This window comes from Methanoculleus sp. UBA291 (assembly GCF_002499755.1).
Classification (GTDB): domain Archaea; phylum Halobacteriota; class Methanomicrobia; order Methanomicrobiales; family Methanoculleaceae; genus Methanoculleus; species Methanoculleus palmolei.
This window is the reverse complement of the sequence record NZ_DANC01000015.1, coordinates 12,080-33,295: the sequence shown is the minus strand read 5'-3', so window position 1 is coordinate 33,295 and position 21,216 is coordinate 12,080. Positions and strand designations below refer to the sequence as shown.

The following is a 21,216-nucleotide window of genomic DNA, read 5'->3' as shown; positions in this document are numbered from 1 at the left end:
GGCAGGCCCGACATGTAGCTTTTCTGCACATAAAAGGTATATAGACGAACGTTGAGCTCTCCCTTGGGGATATCGAAAATCGGAATCTCAGGAGGCGCGGGGGCCCACGCACCAGGCAACGAGCCTGAATGGACGAGAGAAGCCAGATCAGGAGTTTAAAACATGGAAGGAACAAGAGAAGCCGTCAATCACCTGACGGAGCATCTGCACGGGAAGCGGCCGCCGCACCGTGCAGTGATCGCCGGACTGTACCTGCTCTGCATATCGCTCATCTGGTTCCTCCCGGGCTCCCTCGCGCCGGAACTCTTCGGCGGTGGCAACACCCATCCGGTCTTCGTCTTCGGATACGGCGGCGTATATCTGTTTGCGGCCGTCCTCTTCGGGTGCTCCACGGCGCTCCTCTTCATGCTGGTGAGGGAGACGAGGGGCGGGGCGGGCGTCCGGGTATTCACTCTGCCCGCCCTGGCCGTCGCACTCTTCCTGCTGTACATGATCCCCGCCTATCTCGGGGGATCGATGCAGATGGGACTGCCGTTTTACGTTCCCGGGTGGGAGCACTTCGGCGTATCCCCCGCCGTCGACGTCCTGATGAGCGCCGTCATCTCTCTTTCGGGCATCAGCCTCCTGTCTCTCGCGACGATCGCACCCATCCTCCTCATCGATCGGTACGTCACGATAAAGAGGCCATATGTCGCCTGCGGCGCGCTCGGCACCCTCCTCTTCCCCTACCTGACGGCGGCGATCTTTGCGATCGATTCCGTTCCGTCCCTCATCCCCCTGCTCTCCCTCCCCCTCTCGACCATCTCCGTCTTCTGCCTCGGAGTTGCCGGGGCGGTGGCGCTCTCCATCCCTCCGGTCGTCCACCATCTCCTGAAGGGGAGCGGACGTCCGCCCCGGCAGGCCCATGTTCTCGGACTGTTTCTCCTCTGTATACTCCTCGTCTGGTTCGTCCCGGGGTACCTCGAACCCGGGCTGTTCGTTGCGGGTCACGATTACCCCGACCCCGGACAGAAGATGAACTGGTTTGTTCCCCACGGGATGTGGGGCAGTGAACGTGCAGGGTCCGACGTCCACACGGTTGAGGGCACCTATCTCATCGACGAGAATGCCTCCCCGACCGGTCCCTTATCCCTCCCTGCCCTTTCCGGAACCGAGACCTGCAGAACGTACACCCGGGAAGAAACGGGGGAGCGGTACATCGTCGATCAGCGATGGTACAGGGACGAATGGACCTTCAGAAACGAGAAGAGGACATTATTCGAAGCGCTGGCCGATCACGGCGAGACTCTGGAGGCGACGCTCGATCTCGGCGACCACCTCCTTGCCGCCGGGTTCGAACGCTCCGATGCGGAGCGGGGGTACCCCGCCTGGCTCTTTGTCAACGAGACCGCGAGGGGCTACATCCTCACCTACGAGAGGCCGTTTGACGACGGGAGGAGCAACGACTTCTTCATCGTCTACTACGGGACATACGGAGAGGCCATGGGTCCCGACCCTGACCGGTCCCTGAAAGCGCTGATCGCACAGCGGCTCTCCCCGTCGGCGATCCGGGCTCCCGGAGAGGGGCTTGACGAGGACATAAAAGTGAGCCGGATGCCGGATGCGGAGCCGCTCCTGTATATCTCCCGTACAATCGTGTATGCCGGCACCCTCCTCCTGACGCCGCTCCTTTTCGGCTGCTCTGCCGCTCTCCTTTTTGCGGGTGCGCGGACCGAACTGGAGGCCCGGAGAAGGCGATCCACGGTTGCAGTGCTCCTTTCTGCCGCCGCCCTCCTGCTCCTCTCCCTCATCCCCGTCTGCCTGACCGGTTCGACACAGGTAGTATTCCCGCCGTTTTACGTTCCCGGATGGGATTACTTCGGCGTATCGCCTCTCCCCGACGCCCTGCCAAGCCTCATGGTATTTCTGCCGGCCCTCACGCTCATCGGCCTCGGGGTGATCGCGCCGTACCTTCTTCTCGGGCGCCGTCTTCCCCTGAAGCGGCCTGTTCGCGCCGTCCTCGTCTCGGGCACTCTCATCTTCGGCATCCTCATCTTCCCGCTCCAGACGATGCACTTTCTCTGGCAGGAACCTTACCCGCCCCTCGCCCCCTGGTTCTCCCTTCTCGCCCGGATGGTCCTGGGATTCTGCTTTGTTGCCGCAGTGGCGGCGGCGGTCTACGCGGTCATGGCAGTGGCGGGGCGGAGAGACTGAACGATCGCGAATGGCTCTACCCCTCGCTCATCGCCGGTCCCGTCGGCGGCGGACTGCTGGTGTTCTCGGTCTTCATGAACGGAGTCGACGTCTCCAACGCTTCCGCATGCGCTGCGAGCGGCTTTGCCGCAACGGTCGACCCGCCCGGGGGCTTTCCGCCGTCGAAGGATCGCAGGCCGTCGGGACGGGGACCGGGGTCTCGAACAACGGCACGCCGGTGGATGTCACGGTCATGCTCCACGGAGTCGACGGTTCGGACCTCATCGTCATGAACCTCAAGTTATAAGCGGGGAATCGACCCCATACTCCCCGGCACATCGTGGGAAGGGTGACAATAACCTCAAGGAACAGCCTCCGCGGGTAAAAAAACAGGAACCGGATCGTGCACCGGGAACACTCCCACAAGCACCCGGGCGAACCCGGAGGAGATCCGGTCGGGGATATCCGGGACCCTACGACCCCTCGGTCCTCGTATCGTAGTCCTCGTTCAAGACGTGCTCTTTCACAACCGTCCCCTCCGGGATGATCACCTCCGGCCAGAGCCGGGTCCCGGAATGGACAACCACGTCGCTCTTCAGCACCACGTGCGGCCCGATGACCGTGTCGTGCTCGATGTTGCACCCGCTGCCGATGAACGTATCGTTGTCGATGATGCTCCCGCTGATGGTGGTGTCTCTCCCGATCACCACCCGGTTGTAGATGGACGACGAGAAGACCTTCGCGCTGTTCTTGATGATGCAGCCCTCCCCGATGCTCGTGTAAGGCCCGATGACGACGTTCTCCTCGATGATCGTCCCGGCACCGATCGAGACCGGGCCGATCACCCGGGAGTTCGCCGCAACCGAGACGCAGCTCCCGATCTGCGCCGGGCCGAGGACACGGGCGCCCTTGATGTAGAGATCGCCGGAGATGTTCGTGAACCCGATGTCCTGCAGCTTCCACCGCTCCGCTTCGCGGAGCGACCGCGGGCTCCCCACGTCGGACCAGTTGCCGCGGGCAAGCCAGGCCTTCAGGACGTAGCCCTCCTCCATCAACTCCGGGAAGAGGTTGCGGGCGAAATCGAACTTCTCGCCGGTCGGGATATGGTCGAAAATATCGGGGTTGCAGACATACATCCCGGTGCTCGCGAGGTTCGAGAAGATCTCGCCGGGGCTTGGTTTTTCCTTGAACCGCTTGATCTGGTAGTTCGCGTCGATCTCGGCGATGCCGTACTCGGTGGGGTCATCGATGCTGATGAGCCCGATGGTGGTGATCGAGTCGTTGGTGAGGTGCTCGCGGTAAAATTCGAGCAGGTTCAGGTCCACCACATGGTCGCCGCCGACGACGAGAAACGGCTGTTCTTCAAGGTATTTCTGGGCGTTCTTAACGCTCCCCGCCGTCCCGAGTTTCGTTTTCTCGTGGACGTAGGTGACGTTGACCCCGAAGAGCGACCCGTCCCCGAGGGCCTCCTCGATGGCTTCACTCATGTAGCCGAGCGTGATGACCACGTCGGTGAAACCGAGGTTCGCGAGGTGTGAGACCAGGTGCTGGATCGAGGGTTTATTGACGATCGGAATACAGGGTTTGGGACGCCCGAATGTGAGGGGACGGAGCCGCGTGCCCTCCCCTCCGCACATTATGCACACCTTCATGCCACTCCATTGTATGCGTATCGATTTAACCCTATTGGGCGACCGAAAGCCTTCGTTTCCCAACCTTTATCCATCGTTGGGCAAAGAGTTACAGAGACGATGACGACATTCGAATGTACGCTCTGCGGAAAGTGCTGCATGCACGCCGGCGGCGAGCTCATCGAGGTCGAGAAGAGGCTTTCCGGACGGGACTTCCTTTGTCGGCAGCGGATCGTCGGGGGCACGTTCCGCGCCCGGGTCGAGGAGCGGTTCCTCGATGCCTTCAGGGATACCTCCGAGAGCCGCAAGCATCCGTCCTGGTGCCCGTTCCTCCGGGGCCTCCCGGGGGAGAAGGAGAAATACATCTGCACCATCCATAACAGCCGCCCGTCGGTCTGCCGCTCTTACATCTGTTGCACCATGCGGATCTTTGCCGGGGACGGACGGGAGGTCGGGAAAGTGAAGGGGAGGAGGAGCCTCGTCACGGGGGACGACATGCTCCGCCGGTGCTGGGAGGAGGGGGTGGCGCCGCTCGCGACCGACGACGACGTCGCCTGGCGGGCCGAGGTCGCGACGGTTCTCGGCCGTGCCGGCTACCGGGTCGAGGTCTATGAGTGAACCCCGGCACCTCCCGGTTGTCCGGGGCCGGGTGCAGTGTACACAACAGGAGGCGGTCTCCATCGACCGGTGCAGGCTCTGCGTCCACTCCGTTCGCGTCATGGTCGGCGGAAGAGAGGTGACGTCACCGGCACGGGCCTACTGCAGCCGGTGCCGGGACACGCCCGATGTCGATATGGCAAAGGTCGAGGAGATCGTCTGCGACGACGTCTCCGGAGAGGGGTTCCGGAACATCGCGAATATCATCAGTTAGTGATTATTTCCGCCAGAACTCCCAGGGGTGCTTGGTCTGGAACGGAACACCCTTCGCCTCTTTGTTCCAGTCGGTCTCAATCGTATGATGGACCAGCCGAACCTCGTTCCGGAGTTCGGTGAGAACCTCTTTAACGTCTTCGAGTTCGCGCTGAAGCCGGTCAAACTCTTCAAACGAACGCTGCTGCCGAACCGGCACCGTCTCTCCGTCCTGCCGGGAGGCAAGACCGGCCTCAATCAGTTCGAGGATCGCCTCGTTCCGGTCGAACGCATGATCCCTGGCAAACTGATCGATCTGCTCCATCAGGTCGGGATCGAGCGCAAACGAACATCTCATCACCATTGATCATCAACATCCCGTGATAGTTGTATCCGCCCTGCAAATTATAGTGTCTGCCGTCCCCTTTCGGCGGGGCCGCATGCGCTTTCCATGCAACCGCCTCCAATCAGGCAAAAAAAGAAGTACCCGATCATTCCGGGAAGAATAACCGGGGTCAACTGATATTTTCCATGTTGTATCCTTTCTGAGCAAGCAGATCCTTCACTCGCTCGCGATGGTTGCCCTGCAGCTCGATCGAGGAATCCTTGACCGTGCCGCCACAGGCCAATTTCGCTTTCAGGAACTTCGAGAGGTCTTCAAGGTCGATGTCGTAGGGGTCGAGACCCTCGATGACCGTAACTTCTTTTCCGTAGCGCCGCTTGTTAATCTTTACGCTGATTCTCTGCTGTTCCTTCGCGACTTCTTCACAGATACACAGTTCCTTTGGCAGTCCGCAAGTCGGACATATCCCACCGTTCATTACCAGTATCTTTCAGCTCTCGTTATATATTATTTGGCATGGTCATCCGTCAACATCGCAAGAGATCGCATCCCAGTGAGAATACCGTGCCGCCGGCTCCGATACAGGGGGACGGTGATATCCAAGCCACCCGGGTTGCGGGCCTAGGGAAGAGGACCACTCCACGACACGTCATGAAACCCCGCCCTTAATAACCCGACGTGCCCAACTCTCCTGCCGACAATGTCTCTTATTGTGCTCGGAACCGCATCTCACGTAGGCAAGAGCGTAACCGTGGCGGCACTCTGCCGTGCGCTCTACCGACGCGGAATTCCGGTTGCGCCGTTCAAGTCCCAGAACATGAGTCTCAACTCATATGTTACGGCCGACGGAAGCGAGATCGGGATCGCCCAGGCCGTCCAGGCCTTCGCGGCAGGAGTCGAACCCTCGGCCGATATGAACCCGATCCTCTTGAAACCGAAAGGAGATCAGACCTCACAGGTGGTGCTGCTCGGTCGGCCCTATAAGGATGTGCAGATCCGGGACTACTACGCCGAGACGGATATGCTCCTTTCGGAGGCCGTCGCCGCGTTCGAACGGGTGCGGCAACGCTACGGCCACGTGGTGGTGGAGGGGGCCGGCGGGGCGGCGGAGGTGAACCTCTACGACCGCGACATCGCAAACATCAGGCTTGCCCGGTCTCTCCGTCTCCCCATCGTCCTTGTCGCCGATATCGAGCGGGGCGGGGTCTTTGCCCAGGTCTACGGGACGCTCGCCCTCCTCCCGGAGGATATCCGGCCTCTTGTCGTCGGGGTCATCGTCAACAAATTCCGGGGGGATGTCGGGCTCTTCGCATCGGGCGTTGAAAAACTCGAAGAACTCACGGGGGTCCGGGTGTTCGGGGTGGTGCCTTACATAGAGATCTCCCTCCCGAGCGAGGACTCGCTCTCGATCGCCGACAAGGGGCATCGGACGACCGAACGGCCGATCAGGATCGCCATCGTCCGTCTCCCCAGGATCTCGAACTTCACCGACTTTGAGGTCCTCGAAGAGTACGCCTCGACGGACTACGTCCGGCCCGGTGCATCGCTTGCGGGCTACGACTGCATCATCCTCCCCGGGACGAAGAACACTGTGGAGGACCTCGCCGTGCTCAACCGGGCCGGAACGGGAGACGAACTCCGGCTCGCCAGGGAGCGGGGGGTCCCGATCATCGGCATCTGCGGCGGCTATCAGATGCTCGGGAGACGGATCGTCGACGCCGGTATCGAGTCGGGGACCGCCGCCGAGTACCCGGGGTTCGGGCTCCTCGACGTCGCCACCGCATTTACCGGCTACCGCAAGACGACGGTGCAGGTCCGGCGTCGGGCGGCCGGTCCCGGCCCCATCCTTTCCCGGATGGGAGAGGTGGACGGCTACGAGATCCACATGGGCGAGACGGAGCGCGGAGGTCTCCCTGAGGCATTCGCCGGGGAGGGGGCCGCGACTCCCGACGGCCTGGTCTTCGGGACCTACATGCACGGCCTCTTCCAGAACTCCTGCGCGGTAAACGCTCTCCTCGTCTATCTCTCGGAGAAACGGGGCGTGCCGTTCGAGCCGATTCCGAACGCCGACGCCGGCGCCCTCGGGGCCGCCGCGGCCTACGACGACCTCGCGCGGCACTTTGAGGAGCACGTGGATATGGATGCGATTCTCCCCTATTTTCAGGAATCGGGCCCGGCGCCTGAAGAATGGGTCGGAGGGCGTGGGGCGCCGAGGAGACACCAAGTGTAAAAAATCATGAGGCGCGGTCCCGGATTCCGCCGACGGGCATGTATCCCGGCCGGTTCACGAAAGAAGACGGTTCATCTTCAAAAGGAAGACCGTGCCTCCCGCGGCCGTCCCGGCTGATGTCTTCGAGCCGAATCGTTGCGGTCGAGATGAGACAAACGGGGTGACGCGGTGTCGACACACACTCGCGGCATGCGGCGGCCCCTCTCTTGCGCGCACTTTTCACCATCTGGAGGGGCCGCACCGGGGGCGTGCCGACGATACTCCTGGATTTCGATATCCAGGGAAGGTATGCAGGGATCTTAGCGGAGTACTCATCCATACCCGCGATCCAGGGATCGAGATATATTTCCACTGGAGATCGGCCGCACCGCCGGGAGATGGAACAACGAGGGCGTATCGGGAGAATGCGACGGCCCGGGTACCGCCGTGACAGTTCAATGTTTGACACAGAAAAGGTATATGGGAGAACGTTGACGTCTCGATCGGCGATACCGCATGCGGTATCCCGCGGGGACCGGGAAGTTCGATTGGCGTCGTATCCCGGCTCCCATACTGTGCCCGGAGGGCACTAAAGCCGTTGGTTCCCATCAGGAATAACCGTTGTGGTCTGGAGTTCCCCCGGGTACTTTTCCGAAAAACCGGAGGAACAAAAAATGACACAGAAAAAAGATCCGCCATGTCAGGGCGATACTCAAATCTCTGCCGTTCACCGGCACGTCCCCCGGGATGGGGACTGCCACTCGTCGGCAGGCGCGTATCTGCCCTTCATGATCGGGCGTTACCGCCACGGGCTTCCCGACTGCGGGGGCGGCTCGGGCTCCTGGTACAGCGCTGAATGCCTGGAAAACGTGACGATGCGGTATGCCCGGACCCGGAAATGCCTCGAACATATCCAGATACTGGCGGGCTGCTACTGGATGGAGAGGGAAGGTTGCCCCGAGCACTGTTACATCGAGGGGACCTTCGACCGGGATTTCTACATGGCGCGCGTCAAGAATAGCGAACAAGGACTTAGCCATGCGGTCTGCGCCGAGTTCTTGGGAGGCAATGCGGATGAGTTCTCCAGCTGGAAGTTCTACCAGTTTACCGAACTGAACATCAAACCCGGGGACTGGAAGCACATGCCCTATGGGACGGAAACGGAGGCGACGAAGGTGACGATCTACGAAGTAATCGGAGTATTTCATTGTGGTCTCCTTAACCACAAGACAAAGCCCGAGGTGACGTTTTTGATCGACGCAAAAGGAAATGTAACCAAGGGTTGAGGGGGGAGTAAATGACAAAAGCGACCCCACGGATCATCATTGTACTTGCAATCGTCTGTTGCGCAGGAGCGCTGATCGTGGCAGTGCACCTTCCTGACGGGGACAACCGTCTGGAGACCGGAAACGTGACGCCGGCGGGGTCGCCGACAGAGTCGAACCCGCCCGGGGGTATAAACCGGAATACAACGCTGAACAAGGTATCTGAAGAAGTACCGGAAGTTAAGAATATGACATCGAAAGGGATCTGGGAGCGTGCCCAGGAGATCCATGCGTCCTGGTATAGGTCTAGGACCGTGGAGCGAGTGCTGAAAGAGGCAAATATGACGCCGGATGAATTACCCGACGACGTAACAGAAGAACTGAAAAACATCGTGTCATTCGAGGACATTATCGAAAAGTGGGAGTTTGATTCTCAAACCAAACAGGTCGTCATCCATGCGTCCCTCTCACAGAATGAACAGCACGAAAAGGAGTTGAGTGCCGTTTCGGGCAGACAGGTCGGCGGCTGGACCTTTAACGTCGTCTGGGAACCCTATGTTCCCGAACTCATGAAACGAGCACTGAAAGAGGCGAATATGACGCTGGAGGAGTTGCCCGAGGAAGTAAAAGAGGAAATGGATAGAGTGCAACTTGCGGATATACGAACGTGGGAACTTGACCCGCAAAACAACCAGGTCATCGTCCATACGTACTTTTCCCGGGATGAAAAGCATGAAAAAGAAGTGAAGGCCGTTCAGGGCAGAGAGGTCGCCGGTTGGACCTTTAACGTCGTTCAGGAATATTATGTGCCTGAAGACGTAAGGCAAGCGCTGAAAGAGGCGAATATGACGGCGGAAGAGTTGCCGGAGGAGGTGAGAGAGGAGATAGAACATCTCCGACCCTATAAAAACAGAGAATTTATCATAATGCGCTGGGAATTTGACTCAGAAGACAAACTGGTCATCATCCGCGCGTTCTCTATACAGGATGAAAAGAAGGTAAAGGCCATTCAAGGGAAACAGGTCGGCGGCTGGACCTTTACGGTCATCCATGATCCCGAGTATGAGAAAGAGTATAAGAAAGAGTTTGAGCAGCTTGGGGCTGAACTGGTGCAATTCCAGAAGGACCATCCCGAATTGCAGATATCAGGTTTCGTGACATCGCCCACGGAAATCGAGATCTGGGTGCGCAACCTCACACCCGAAAACGAGGCGCTGAACGGCACCGTGATGCACAACAGGACGGTTCTGATCAACTGGAACGCCATCGATTATGCGATCCGGGTGGCGAGAGAGGAAGCGAGGGAACCGGGGACAGGTTGAGGCGCAAAAAAGAGAGCCAGAACCTGATCGCCCTGGCCCCGTGAGGATCATGAACAAACGATACTTTCTCATCTCCCTCGTGCTCATCGTCCTTCTCTCTGCCGTCGTTCTCCTTCACTACGCCCCTCTTTCGTCGGAGGAAGGAACGGTAGTTCTCATCCATACCGCAGAGGAAGAGGTGCGGATCGCAGAAGGAGATGATCGGTTTGGGCCCCTCTATGAGGAGTGTCTGGCGGTCCTCCATAACCTGACGCCGCCTGTTGAGATGTACGTCTCCCGGGAGGACCTCTCGAACCGTATGGACGAAGAAGAGGATACGTACGTTGTACTCACCCTTCTGGAACCGACGGAACTTGTGCACTCGTATCATGTCGGCGAGAATAGCGAGAAGACAAGATCTGAAACGATCACGCTGCAGAGTGCGATCTTCGGGCTGCACGATTCCGAACCGTCTGCTGACGACGACCTGTTGTTTGTGATCACCGACGCACTCAGAGAGGACGGCAGTCCGCAGGTGGTGGCGTATGAGTCGGAACGGGGGCTCGAGCACCTGAACGCTCTGGTTAATGCGTCTCTCCCGGGAGGCGGGGGTACGGAGGTCGGGAACTGAGCCGCATTTCCCTGGCGCCGAAAATAGAACCGGCAGTCATGAATTGAACTGACCGCGGCTGCAACGACGATCCAGAGAAATGCACAGAAATGTTATGGGGAGCGATGTCGAAGTCTCAACCGGCGATACCCCCGGTATCCCGCGGGGGCCGGGAAGTTCGATTGACGTCGTATCCCGGCCCCCATACTGTGCCCGGAGGATAATAGGGCTATTACCTTTCATAAGGGATAACCGTTGCGGTTCTGCTGTCTGATTACCCCGTCTCCGGGGACTCTCCCGAACCCGGAGCGTCCTTCTCCACCCGGGAACGGAGAATCTTGTAGACCTCCCCGGCAACCAGCACCGGCAGGCCGAGCAGGGCGAGCAGACCCCAGTCACCGGGGGTCAGCGGCGCGGTCCCGAGGAAGGGCTGCAGGAACGGGACGTAGACCACCAGCACCTGAAGGGCAAGGGTCCCGAGGATCGCGAGGAACAGGGTCGGGTTCGAGAAGACACCGATCCGGTGGAGCGGGAACCGGAACGACCGGAAGTTCAGCACGTTGTAGAGCTCGAAGATGATGAGGCCGGAAAAAGCCATCGTCCGTGCCCGTTCGAGGTCCACCGTATAGAGCCCGGAGAAGACGTAGATAGTCAGGAGACCGAGCCATATCCCTAATATGAGGATGACGAGGAGAGCGTTCCGCGTGAGCAGGGGCTCCGTCGGGTCCCTCGGCCGCCGCCGCATGACGTCCGGCTCGGCGGGCTCGAAGCCGAGCGCGATGGCGGTGAGGCCGTCGGTGACCAGGTTGATCCAGAGGATCTGGATCGGGATGAGGATCAGCGGCAGGCCGAGGAGCAGCCCGCCGACGATCGCGACGAGTTCTCCGACGTTGGAGGAGAGGAGATACCGCGTGAACCGGGCGATGTTGTCGTACTCCCGCCTCCCCTCCTCGACGCCGGCGACGATGCTTGCAAAGTTGTCGTCCACGAGTACCATGTCGCTCGACTCTTTGGCCGCATCCGTCCCCTTGATCCCCATGGCTATTCCGATGCTCGCCTTCTTCAACGCAGGGGCATCGTTGACGCCGTCGCCGGTCATGGCGATGACCGACCGCTCCCGGGAGAGGATATCGATCACCCGGAGTTTATGCTCCGCGGTGACCCGGGAGAGGACCTTTGTCGTCCGGAGGCGGCCCTTGAGTTCGTCGTCGGTCAGCCTGTCGAGATCGGCCCCGGTCAGCGCCCCCTCGCCGGAGAGGCCGAGACCGCGGGCGACGGCGGAGGCGGTCAGCGGGTTGTCCCCTGTGATCATGATCACATCGATCCCCGCACTCCTGCAGAGCCGGATCGCCTCCGCTGCTTCGGGCCGCGGGGGGTCGACGATCCCGGCAAATCCGAGGAAGATCAGGTCCTCCTCCACGGTCTCCGCGGTCCGTTCGGCCCCGTCCGGGAGCGGCCGGTACGCCGCCCCGAGCACCCGGAGTCCGCCGGATGCGTACTCCCCGATCTCCGCGAGGACCTCTTCGCGACGGTCTTCGGTGAGCGGCACCACCGATCCGCCGAGGAGCAGCCGGGACGAACGGGCGAGAAGGACCTCCGGCGCCCCCTTCACGTAGGCGACATCCCCCTCTTCTTCCCGGTAGATGATCGTCATCCGCTTCCGGGCGGAGTTGAACGAAAACTCCTCCTCCGCCTCCGGGCCACCCTCGCGGGAGAGCCCGGCTTTTGACGCCGCGACCACGAGCGCCCCCTCGGTCGGCGTTCCGAGGACACGCCACCCCTTCTCCCCGTCGCCGGCGAGAACCGCGTGGTTGCAGAGGAGAACGGTGCGCAGGAACTGCCCGAGTCCCGGGTCCGCAAGAGGGTCGATGGGGTCATCCCCGCGGAGGAAACCGCCTTCCGGGGCATAGCCGGTCCCGGTCACCGTCACCTCCGCGTCCGGCGTCCTCACCCGGACGACCGTCATCTCGTTTTTGGTGAGCGTCCCGGTCTTGTCCGTGCAGATCACCGAGACCGCGCCGAGGGTCTCCGATGCAGGGAGTCGGCGGATCAGGCAGTTCCTCCGCATCATGCTCTTGACGCCGAGCGCGAGCGTCAGCGTCACGACCGCCGGGAGCCCCTCCGGGATCACCGCCACCGCGAGCGAGACGCCGACAAGGAACATCTCCAGGAGACCCCGCTGCTGCAGGAGGCCGACGATGACCGCGAGCACGGCTATACCGACGGCAATAACCCCCAGGTCGCGGCCCAGGCGGTCCATCTGTCGGGAGAGAGGGGTTGTTTCGTCCCTGACCCGCTGGGATAGACCGGCGATCCGCCCGAACTCCGTCGTCATCCCGGTGGCGACGACCACCCCGCGCCCCCGCCCGTTGACCACCGTCGTGCCCGCAAACGCCATGTTGCTCCGCTCGGCAAGGCTGGTCTCGGGAGGGAGCGGGCCCGGCGCCTTATCCACGGGCGACGACTCGCCCGTCAGCGGCGCCTCGTCCACCTCAAGCGAGGTTGCCTCGACGATGAAGAGGTCGGCAGGCACCTGTTCTCCCATCTCGAGGACGACCAGATCGCCGGGAACGATCCGGGCGGCATCGACCTCCTGCTGCCTTCCGTCGCGGATGACCACGGCCTGCTGGACGAGCATCTTCTTCAACGCCGCAATCGCCTCCCCGGCCTGCCACTCCTGGGTGAAGCCGAAGGCCGCGTTTAAGACGACGATGATGAGGATGGCGGCGGCGTCGAGTATCGCGCCGACAAAGAACGAGACCCCCGCGGCGATGAGCAGGATGATGATGAGGACGCTCCTGAACTGCCGCAGAAAGACCTGGAGAGGCGTCTCCCGCGCCTCTTCCCGGAGGACGTTCTCCCCGTATCGCTCCAGCCTCATCCAGGCCTCGTTCGCGCTTAAGCCCGACGGCCCGGTGCCGAGTTTTTGCCGGATCGCCTCCGTAGAGAGGCTGTGCCATTCGGGCGGAGTCCCTCCCTGTACAGGCGGAGCCTCTTTCGGGTCCCGATCCGATGTGGTCATATATTTCCGGTTCTGCATCGGGATATAAAAAGCTAGAGAACTCGCCTACGGTATTCACGAAAATGCCACAGGAGCCTGAACGATAGGCCGAGAATTACCGGACCTGCCGCTCTTCCGACATCATTATATCTCCCGACCAGGATCGGAGATCGGGCCGGAAACCCGGCCCGGGAGAGACGGAAATGAGTAGAATAGCAGTCCTGATCACGGATATGTTTGAGGATGTCGAGTACACGCAGCCCGCGGAAGCGTTCCGGAAGGCCGGCCACGACCTCGTCCACGTCGGCCTCACCGAGGGCGAGACCGTCCACGGGAAGAAGGACCGGACACCGGTCGCGATCGACCGGGCGGCAGCGGATATATCAGTGGACGATTTCGATGCGCTCTTCATACCGGGCGGCTACTCGCCCGACAGACTCCGGGCTTACGATGCACCCGTCGAGTTTGTGCGCCGGTTCGTTCAGAGCGGAAAGCCGGTCTTCATCATATGCCACGCGCCCCAGCTCCTGATCACCGCACAGGTGCTCGAGGGGCGGAAGGTGACCGGCTGGAAATCCGTTGTCCAGGACATCAAAAACGCCGGCGCGGAGTACATCGACCGGGATGTGGTGATCGACGGGAACCTGGTATCAAGCAGGATGCCGGACGACATCCCCGCATTCATCAAGGCATCGCTTGCAAAACTCGAGGAGGCCGGCGGCGAAGCGACAAAAGCGGCGACTGCACGCTCGCGGTGAGGGGAGAACCCCGCCGCGCAAACTCTTTATGGGTGCGGCCCGCACTCACTCTTCAGAAATGAGTTCTGCAGGTCTGCCGGATAAGCGGGTACGGAGCAGGCTTGCGATCATTGCTTTTGCCACGGTGCTTGCCGTTCTCCTGGGCTTCGTCGTTGGCGCCGGCGGTGCGTATACCCCTCTCTTCTACCTGGCACTCATCTTCGCCGCATTCCGGTACCGAAGGCGTGCAGTCTATCCGGGGGTTCTGCTCGCAGCGCTCTATACCGTTATAGAATACGCTCTCTCCGGCTCCCCGGGGCCGGGTATCCTCGTGGGCGCGGGGACCCTTGTCCTCATCGCCTATCTCCTCGGATATCTCTTCGAACTCGCGGGGGGGCGTCCCGGCGGCCTGCACCTCCGGATAGGCGAGCCCGGTTCCGGAGCGCCCGCATGCGACCGGAGTACACGAAGGTTGATCGCCCGGCTCTCGAGTCGGGACCCGGATACCCGCTACCGGGCGGCCGGCTGCCTCGGCGATATCGGCGATCCCGCCGCAGTCGGACCGCTCGCCGCCCTCCTTTCCGACCCGGAGAGCGGTGTTCGCTGGAAGGCTGTGGAAGCGCTCGGGAAATTGGGCTCCCCGGCCGTCGGGCCGCTCACGGAGAGCCTGAAGAGCGAAGACGTCGATGCCCGATGGATGGCTGCGGTCGCTCTCGGCGATATCGGCGAACCTGTGGTAATTCCGGCGCTGATGAGGGCGCTTGACGATGAAGACGCCTACGTCCGGAGCAGGGCGGCCCTCGCGCTCGGGGCTATCGGCGAACCTGCGCGAGACGACCTCATCGCGAGCCTTCACGCCGGAAGCGGGAGCATCCGCCGGGGTGCGGCCCTCGCACTCGGGAAGATCGGGGGAGAAAATGCCGTTACAGCCCTCATCGGTCTTCTCCGGGACCCCGAAGGAGGGGTGCGGCAGCGTGCTGCAAGTGCGCTCGGCGACATCGGCGAACCTGCGGTCCCCGCCCTTATTTCGGCGCTCCGGACGGACGACGCTGAACTCCGGCAGGGAGCGATGGATGCCCTCGTCCGGATCGGAAGACCTGCCGTTGCCTCGCTTATTGCGGCGCTCGGTGACGACGACTGGCGCGTCCGCGAAGGAGCGGCGGTGGGTCTTTCGGGGATCGACGACCCGGGTTCGGTCGATGCCCTGATCAGGGCGTTCGGCGATGAGCGGGAGGAGGTGCGCCGGGCCGCCCGGAAGGCGCTCGGCAGCATCAGGAAGACATAACACCTGCAAGAGAGCACCTGAACGCTATGACTGACGAGACCCGGATCGATGAACTCGTCGCCGACCTCCGGCGCGGCCCCCTCGCGGTGCGCCGGGCGGCGACCGCCGAACTCGGGACGATGGGAGAGACGGCGGTCGGGCCGCTCATAGCCGCAATGCTCGACGGCGACAACGATATCCGGTGGTACGCCGCCCGCGCGCTGGTGAAGATTGGTGTTCAGGCGGTGGAGCCCCTCATCGCGGCGATGCGTACGGGAAAGGACCGGGACTTCCGGCGCTACGCCGCGGCAGCCCTGACCGGGATCGGGGAGCCGGCCGTCGGACCCCTCATCGCGGTCATCGAGAGCGCCGACCCTGACCTCCAGCCGTTCGCCGCGATGGCTATATGCGGGATCGGCGAACCGGCGGTGGAGCCCCTCCTCCGCCTGCTGCGTAGCCCGGACCTGGAGACGCAGGAGCGCGCCGCGCTTCTCCTGTGGAAGATGGGAGAGGCGGGCGCCGGACCGCTCACCAGGGCACTTGAAACCGACCAATCCGGGAAGAAGTGAATCGGGGGTTCCTCGTCGGAAAACGAGGACTCTAAATGCGTGAAGGCCCCATACTCCATACATGGAGGTCTCACCCGCCACCGCCCGCTACTTCGACGAACTTGGGGCAGGGCTCGAGATCGCGATGCAGATCGCCGCAGCCGCACGGACACGCGGTCTCGACCCGACGACGGAGATCGAGATCCCGATAGCCAGCGACCTCGCCGACCGCGTGGAGGCGCTCCTCGGCTATCGGGGGATCGCAGCCAGGATCCGGGAGCTTGAACAGCAGATGTCCCGGGAAGAGGCGGCGCTCCGCATCGGCGACGATTTTGTGGCACGGAAGTTCGGCGAGACCACGACCGAGGAGATCCTCGACCACGCCATCCGGGGAGCGATGGCGCTCTTGACCGAGGGCGTGGTGGCCGCCCCGACCGAGGGGATTGCAAAGGTCAGCCTCGGGAAGAACGACGACGGGACCGATTACCTAAAGATCTACTACGCGGGCCCCATCCGGAGCGCCGGCGGGACGGCGCAGGCGCTCTCGGTGCTGGTGGGGGACTACGTCCGGCAGGCGCTCGGGATCAACCGCTACACCCCCCGTCCCGAGGAGGTGGAGCGCTACATCGAGGAGATCCGGCAGTACAACAACATCATGAGCCTGCAGTACCTCCCGAGCGAGAAGGAACTCCGGACGATCATCGAGAACTGCCCGGTCTGCATCGACGGCGAACCGACCGAGCAGCAGGAGGTGAGCGGGTACCGGAACCTGGAGCGGGTGGAGACGAACACCATCCGGGGCGGGATGGCGCTCGTCGTCGCGGAAGGGCTGGCCCTGAAAGCCCCGAAAGTCTTAAAGAACGTCCGCAAGATGAAGATGGCGGGCTGGGACTGGATCGAGGAGATGATCGGCGGCGGCCCGAAGAGCGACGACGACGACCCGGGCGCCGCGATCAAGCCCAAGGACAAGTACATCCGGGACCTTATCGGCGGCCGGCCGGTCTTCTCCTACCCTATGCGCAAAGGGGGGTTCCGGCTGCGCCTAGGCCGGGCGCGGAATACCGGGTTTGCGGCCGCTGGCCTGAACCCGGCGACGATGCACATCCTCGGGGACTTCCTCGCGGTAGGGACCCAGATGAAGGTCGAACGGCCCGGAAAGGCGGCGGGGATCGTGCCGGTCGACTCCATCCAGGGCCCGACGGTCAAACTCCGGAGCGGGGAGGTGCGGCGGGTGGACGACGCGGCGGAGGCCCGGCAGATCGCGGGGCAGGTGGAGGAGATCCTGGACGACGGCGAGATCCTGATCAGTTTCGGCGAGTTCATGGAGAACAACCACCCGCTGATGCCCCCGAGTTACTGCGAGGAGTGGTGGATGCTCGAAGGGGGCAGGCGGCACCCGGAGAACGAACTCGAGGCGATAGAGTTCGCGCTCGACGGAGCCCCCCTCCACCCCGACTACACCTACATGTGGGACGACGTCGCCCCGGCCGATATCACCCTCCTTGCGGACCGGGTCTGTGCCGACGGCAGGATCGAGGACGGCGTGCTGACGCTGCCGAACGCCCCGGAGGTGAAGGCGATCCTCGAGGAACTCCTGGTGCCCCATCACCTTTCCGGCGACCGGATAGCGCTCCCCGAACATCTGGTGCTCCTCGCCTGCCTCGGGCTGACGCTCCAACTCGAGAAGAGGCCGGTGTGGCAGGATGCCCCGCTGGAGAACTCTCTCGACCTCGTGATGCACCTCTCGGGTTTTCTGGTCCGCTCACGGGCGGGCACCCGGATAGGCGGGCGGATGGGGCGGCCGGGGAAATCGAAGCCGCGGGAGATGAAACCGCCGCCCCACTCGCTCTTTCCCGTCGGGGACGGGGGGGGTGCGCGCCGGTCGTTCCAGGCGGTCTGCACCTCGAAGCCCCGGTCGAATACGGACGGCGGCGTGGCCGAGGTGGAGGTCGGCGAGCGGCGCTGCCCCGCCTGCGGCACCTTCACCTACAAGAACCTCTGCGAGTGCGGCGCGCACACGGTCCCGGTCTTCCGGTGCCCGAAGTGCGGGCTGGACGTCGGGAAGGACCTGTGCCCACGGTGCAACGTGCCGACGGTCTGCCTCCAGAAGGTCTCGATCAACGTGAAGTCCGAGTACGCGGCGGCGCTCGAGCGTCTCGGGGTGCGCGACTCGGCGATCCCGCTCCTAAAGGGCGTGAAAGGGCTGATATCCCGCGAACGGCCGGTGGAACCAATCGAAAAAGGGATTCTCCGGGCGTTGCAGAACCTTTATGTCTTCAAAGACGGGACTGTCCGTTACGATATGATCGATCTTCCTCTGACTCATTTCCGGCCCGACGAGGTCGGCGTCCCGATCGAGCGGCTTCGGGAACTCGGCTACATCTACGACACCTACGGCCGGGAACTCGTCTCGGACGACCAGGTGCTGGAACTTCGCCACCAGGACATCCTGGTCTCGGAAGACTGCGGCGAGTGGCTGGTCCGGGTGGCGAAGTTCATCGACGATCTTCTCAGGAAAGTCTACGGGCTTGAACCGTTCTACCGGGCGGAAAAGCCGCTCGACCTCGTGGGACAGCTCCTGATAGGGCTTGCCCCGCACACGAGCGCCGGAGTTCTCGCCCGGCTGATCGGATTCTCGAAGGCGCCGGTCGGTTACGGCCACCCGTTCTTCCACGCGGCGAAACGGCGGAACTGTTTTGCGGGCGATACGGCGATCTCCGTCTTCGACGGCCGGCAGTGGGCGACGGTGCCAATCCGGCAGTTCGTGGTGGAGAACTTCAATCTCGCAAACCCCCATTTCGACCATGTGGGGACGTTCTACTCCGACCCCCGACAGCCGTTCTACGTCCGAAGCATCGATCCGCAGGGGAAGGTGAGCATGAAGCGGGTCACCGCCGTCTCGGTTCACCGGGCCCCGGCGCACCTCATCCGGTTTGAGACGAGGCGGGGGAAGATCCTCTCGGTCACCCCCGACCACGCGATGCTGGTCTGGGAGACCGATTACCTCCGGAAGATCCGGGCGCTCGAGGTGAAGGTCGGGGACCGCGTCCCGACGGAGGAGGGAGGGCTCGTCGTCAGCGACGAGGTCGTCGTCTGCGAGACCGTCCGGACGCTCGACGACCGGGTCTACTGTCTCACGGTCGCGGACAATCACACCCTGGTTGCGGACGGGATCTTCTGCGGGCAGTGCGACGGCGACGAGGACTGCGTAATGCTTCTTCTCGACGGGCTGATCAACTTCTCCCGATCCTATCTCCCCGAGACGCGGGGCGGGACGATGGACGCGCCGCTCGTGCTGACCACCCGGATCGACCCGGCGGAGGTCGATAAGGAGAGCCTCAACGTCGACGTCTGCGACCACTACCCCATCGAGGTCTACAACGGCTGCCTCGCCTACGCTCACCCAAAAGACCTCGATGCGTTCGTCGACCGGGTGGAGCGGCGGCTCGGGACCCCGGCCCAGTTCGAGGGTTTCCTCTTTACCACACCGACTTCGAACATCTCCGCAGGGCCGCTCGAGTCCACCTACACGAAGCTCGGGTCGATGCTCGATAAACTCGAGGCCGAACTCGACCTCGCAAAGAAGATCCGGGCGGTGGATGCCGACGACGTCGCGGAGCGGGTCTTGAACACCCACTTCATCCGGGACCTCCAGGGCAACCTCAATGCGTTCTCGAAGCAGAAGGTGCGGTGCATGAAGTGCAATGCGAAATTCCGGCGGATGCCGCTTGCCGGGAAGTGCACCCGCTGCGGCGGGAACGTCATCCCCACGGTCCACGAGGGGTCGGTGAAGAAGTACCTGGAGATGTCGCGCAACATCTGCGAGAACTATGCGGTGTCGGAGTACACGAAGCAGCGGGTGGCGGTGCTCTCCATGCAGATCGAGTCGACTTTCGGCGAGCCCCCGAAACGGCAACTCGGGCTTGCGGACTTCATGTGAGGCGGGGATGGCGGCTGCTACGCTCTCGTCTGCGGAGGTCCTTGCGACCCTCAAGCGGGGCGTCTCCCTCCCGGCCGACCGCCGGCGGCCCGGCGTCGAGCGGGTGCCGGGCATCCCTGCATACCGGGTGACGACGTCCGCGTCCCGGCCAGACCGGACCCTGCTCTTCTTCCACGGCGGGGGGTTTACCGGAGGGTCGACGGCCGATCACCTCGACCTCTGCGCCCGCCTCGCGGATGCCGCGAGAGGCGAGGTCGTCTCGGTCGACTACCGGCTCGCGCCGGAGCACCCCTTCCCGGCGGCGGTGGAGGACTGCCTTTCCGCCTACCGCCACCTGCTCACGGAGGGCTGCGACCCGGCGCGGGTGGTGCCGGTCGGGATCTCGGCCGGGGGGACGCTCGTCCTCTCGATGCTTCTCTCCGCCCTCGACGCCGGGCTTCCGATGCCGGCGGCGGCGGTCCTGCTCTCTCCGGCGGTCGATATGCTCTTCCTCGGTGAGTCGGTCATCTTCAACCGGGATAGCGATTGGTTCGGGCCGGAGCGGCTTGCGGCGATGCGGAACGACTACCTCGCCGGTCACGACCCCGACGATCCGCTGGCTTCACCGCTCTACGCGGACCTCGACGGCCTGCCGCCGCTTCTCGTGCAGGCGGGGAGCGGGGAGGTTCTGATCGACGGGATTACAGCGTTCGTGAGCACGGCGCAACTCCAGGGTGTCTCCGTCACGTTCGACTGTGCGGAGGGAATGTTCCACTGCTGGCAGGCGTTTGCCGCCGTCCTCCCGGAGGGTGCGGCGGCGATCGAGCGGGTCGGGGTCTTCGTCCGGCGGCAGGTGCCGGACGAGGCGGCGGGGCAGGGGCCATAAGCTCATTACCCAGTGCGTTCAAGAAGTACAGGCGCGAGGGTAGCCAAGCGGTCAACGGCGGTCGACTCAAGATCGACTCTCGAAGGAGTTCGCGGGTTCGAATCCCTCCCCTCGCATTTTCAGGATTATAAGTCTTGAATGCCCATACTCTCAGTGCCATTTCCATCTTCAAAGTGACCCTCATCTGTCGAACCTGGGGGCTGACATGGCGCCATGAGGCTTTCGGACAACTGCACTATAAAATTGGACTGATCCATGTGAAACTATAGAAGTTAACGCCACGTGATATATCGAGGGCATCCCAAAATGCCTTTGCCGGAAGGGGGGCACCCCCTCCCGGACCCTCCCCCACATGGCGATAGCCAATAGGAAGCCGTTTCACTCTCCCTGTCCTGGATATCGTTCAGAGGAGAGAAACTTCGGAGGTGCGTGCTCCGATAAGGGTGTACAGAACATTCATAGATCTTTTTGGGATGAGTTC

17 protein-coding genes and 1 tRNA gene are annotated in these 21,216 nt (G+C 62.6%); 14 read left to right on the top strand and 4 right to left on the bottom strand.

The features are described from left to right. The first annotated feature begins 162 nt into the window (after positions 1-162). Both BP737_RS03130 and BP737_RS03125 read left to right on the top strand, forming a co-directional pair. Complete coding sequence (locus BP737_RS03130) at positions 163-2,193, top strand: hypothetical protein (RefSeq protein ID WP_292406391.1); 2,031 nt, start codon at positions 163-165, stop codon at positions 2,191-2,193. Positions 2,194-2,299: 106 nt separating this feature from the next. Beyond that, on the top strand, positions 2,300-2,479 hold the full coding sequence (locus BP737_RS03125; RefSeq protein WP_292406388.1) for a hypothetical protein: 180 nt from the start codon (positions 2,300-2,302) through the stop codon (positions 2,477-2,479). Positions 2,480-2,645: 166 nt separating this feature from the next. Here BP737_RS03125 and BP737_RS03120 read toward each other — a convergent pair whose 3' ends face one another. Next, a complete protein-coding gene (locus BP737_RS03120; protein WP_292406384.1) occupies positions 2,646-3,824 on the bottom strand; it encodes a nucleotidyltransferase family protein in 1,179 nt (392 codons plus the stop codon). 99 nt (positions 3,825-3,923) lie between these two features. Between BP737_RS03120 and BP737_RS03115 the strand changes: the two genes are divergently transcribed. Both BP737_RS03115 and BP737_RS03110 read left to right on the top strand, forming a co-directional pair. Further along, positions 3,924-4,421 (top strand): YkgJ family cysteine cluster protein, encoded by a 498-nt coding sequence (locus BP737_RS03115; protein WP_292406381.1) that lies wholly within the window; start codon positions 3,924-3,926, stop codon positions 4,419-4,421. Continuing rightward, a complete protein-coding gene (locus tag BP737_RS03110; protein ID WP_292406376.1) occupies positions 4,414-4,674 on the top strand; it encodes a hypothetical protein in 261 nt (86 codons plus the stop codon). Before BP737_RS03115 ends, BP737_RS03110 begins: the two co-directional genes overlap by 8 nt. A 3-nt stretch (positions 4,675-4,677) precedes the next feature. Here the strand turns inward: BP737_RS03110 and BP737_RS03105 are convergent, their stop codons facing one another. Together BP737_RS03105 and yciH are read right to left on the bottom strand one after the other, a co-directional pair. After that, positions 4,678-5,010, bottom strand: a complete 333-nt coding sequence (locus tag BP737_RS03105) for a type II secretion system protein E (protein ID WP_292406374.1) — start codon at positions 5,008-5,010, stop codon at positions 4,678-4,680. A 157-nt stretch (positions 5,011-5,167) separates the two neighbouring features. Continuing rightward, positions 5,168-5,473: a stress response translation initiation inhibitor YciH gene (gene yciH / locus BP737_RS03100; RefSeq protein ID WP_209730510.1), complete on the bottom strand. Its 306-nt coding sequence runs from the start codon at positions 5,471-5,473 to the stop codon at positions 5,168-5,170. Positions 5,474-5,695: 222 nt separating this feature from the next. Here yciH and BP737_RS03095 point away from each other — a divergent pair, with 222 nt between their 5' ends. The 4 genes from BP737_RS03095 (at position 5,696) to BP737_RS03080 (ending at position 10,401) form a co-directional block, all read left to right on the top strand. Continuing rightward, on the top strand, positions 5,696-7,225 hold the full coding sequence (locus BP737_RS03095; RefSeq protein WP_292406366.1) for a cobyric acid synthase: 1,530 nt from the start codon (positions 5,696-5,698) through the stop codon (positions 7,223-7,225). 653 nt (positions 7,226-7,878) lie between these two features. After that, complete coding sequence (locus BP737_RS03090; protein ID WP_292406363.1) at positions 7,879-8,490, top strand: hypothetical protein; 612 nt, start codon at positions 7,879-7,881, stop codon at positions 8,488-8,490. Between the two features lie 11 nt (positions 8,491-8,501). Next, positions 8,502-9,791, top strand: a complete 1,290-nt coding sequence (locus BP737_RS03085) for a hypothetical protein (RefSeq protein WP_342685927.1) — start codon at positions 8,502-8,504, stop codon at positions 9,789-9,791. A gap of 49 nt (positions 9,792-9,840) precedes the next feature. Next, positions 9,841-10,401, top strand: a complete 561-nt coding sequence (locus BP737_RS03080) for a hypothetical protein (protein ID WP_292406357.1) — start codon at positions 9,841-9,843, stop codon at positions 10,399-10,401. Between the two features lie 253 nt (positions 10,402-10,654). Here BP737_RS03080 and BP737_RS03075 read toward each other — a convergent pair whose 3' ends face one another. Then, the gene (locus BP737_RS03075; protein ID WP_292406355.1) at positions 10,655-13,402 is read right to left on the bottom strand and encodes a cation-translocating P-type ATPase; all 2,748 of its coding nucleotides are present in this window, start codon (positions 13,400-13,402) and stop codon (positions 10,655-10,657) included. 182 nt (positions 13,403-13,584) lie between these two features. Between BP737_RS03075 and BP737_RS03070 the strand changes: the two genes are divergently transcribed. The 6 genes from BP737_RS03070 (at position 13,585) to BP737_RS03045 (ending at position 20,851) form a co-directional block, all read left to right on the top strand. Beyond that, positions 13,585-14,139, top strand: coding sequence for a type 1 glutamine amidotransferase domain-containing protein (locus BP737_RS03070; protein WP_292406353.1), 555 nt, complete (start codon positions 13,585-13,587; stop codon positions 14,137-14,139). A gap of 58 nt (positions 14,140-14,197) precedes the next feature. After that, positions 14,198-15,403, top strand: a complete 1,206-nt coding sequence (locus tag BP737_RS03065) for a HEAT repeat domain-containing protein (protein WP_292406350.1) — start codon at positions 14,198-14,200, stop codon at positions 15,401-15,403. 26 nt (positions 15,404-15,429) lie between these two features. Beyond that, the gene (locus BP737_RS03060; RefSeq protein ID WP_292406348.1) at positions 15,430-15,951 is read left to right on the top strand and encodes a HEAT repeat domain-containing protein; all 522 of its coding nucleotides are present in this window, start codon (positions 15,430-15,432) and stop codon (positions 15,949-15,951) included. A gap of 61 nt (positions 15,952-16,012) precedes the next feature. Beyond that, positions 16,013-19,870 carry a DNA-directed DNA polymerase II large subunit gene (locus BP737_RS03055; protein ID WP_292406345.1) on the top strand — a complete coding sequence of 1,286 codons (3,858 nt, stop codon included), beginning with the start codon at positions 16,013-16,015 and terminating at the stop codon, positions 19,868-19,870. Positions 19,871-19,877: 7 nt separating this feature from the next. Continuing rightward, positions 19,878-20,735: an alpha/beta hydrolase gene (locus BP737_RS03050; protein WP_292406342.1), complete on the top strand. Its 858-nt coding sequence runs from the start codon at positions 19,878-19,880 to the stop codon at positions 20,733-20,735. A gap of 33 nt (positions 20,736-20,768) precedes the next feature. After that, positions 20,769-20,851 (top strand) — tRNA-Leu (locus tag BP737_RS03045). Positions 20,852-21,216: the final 365 nt, after the last annotated feature.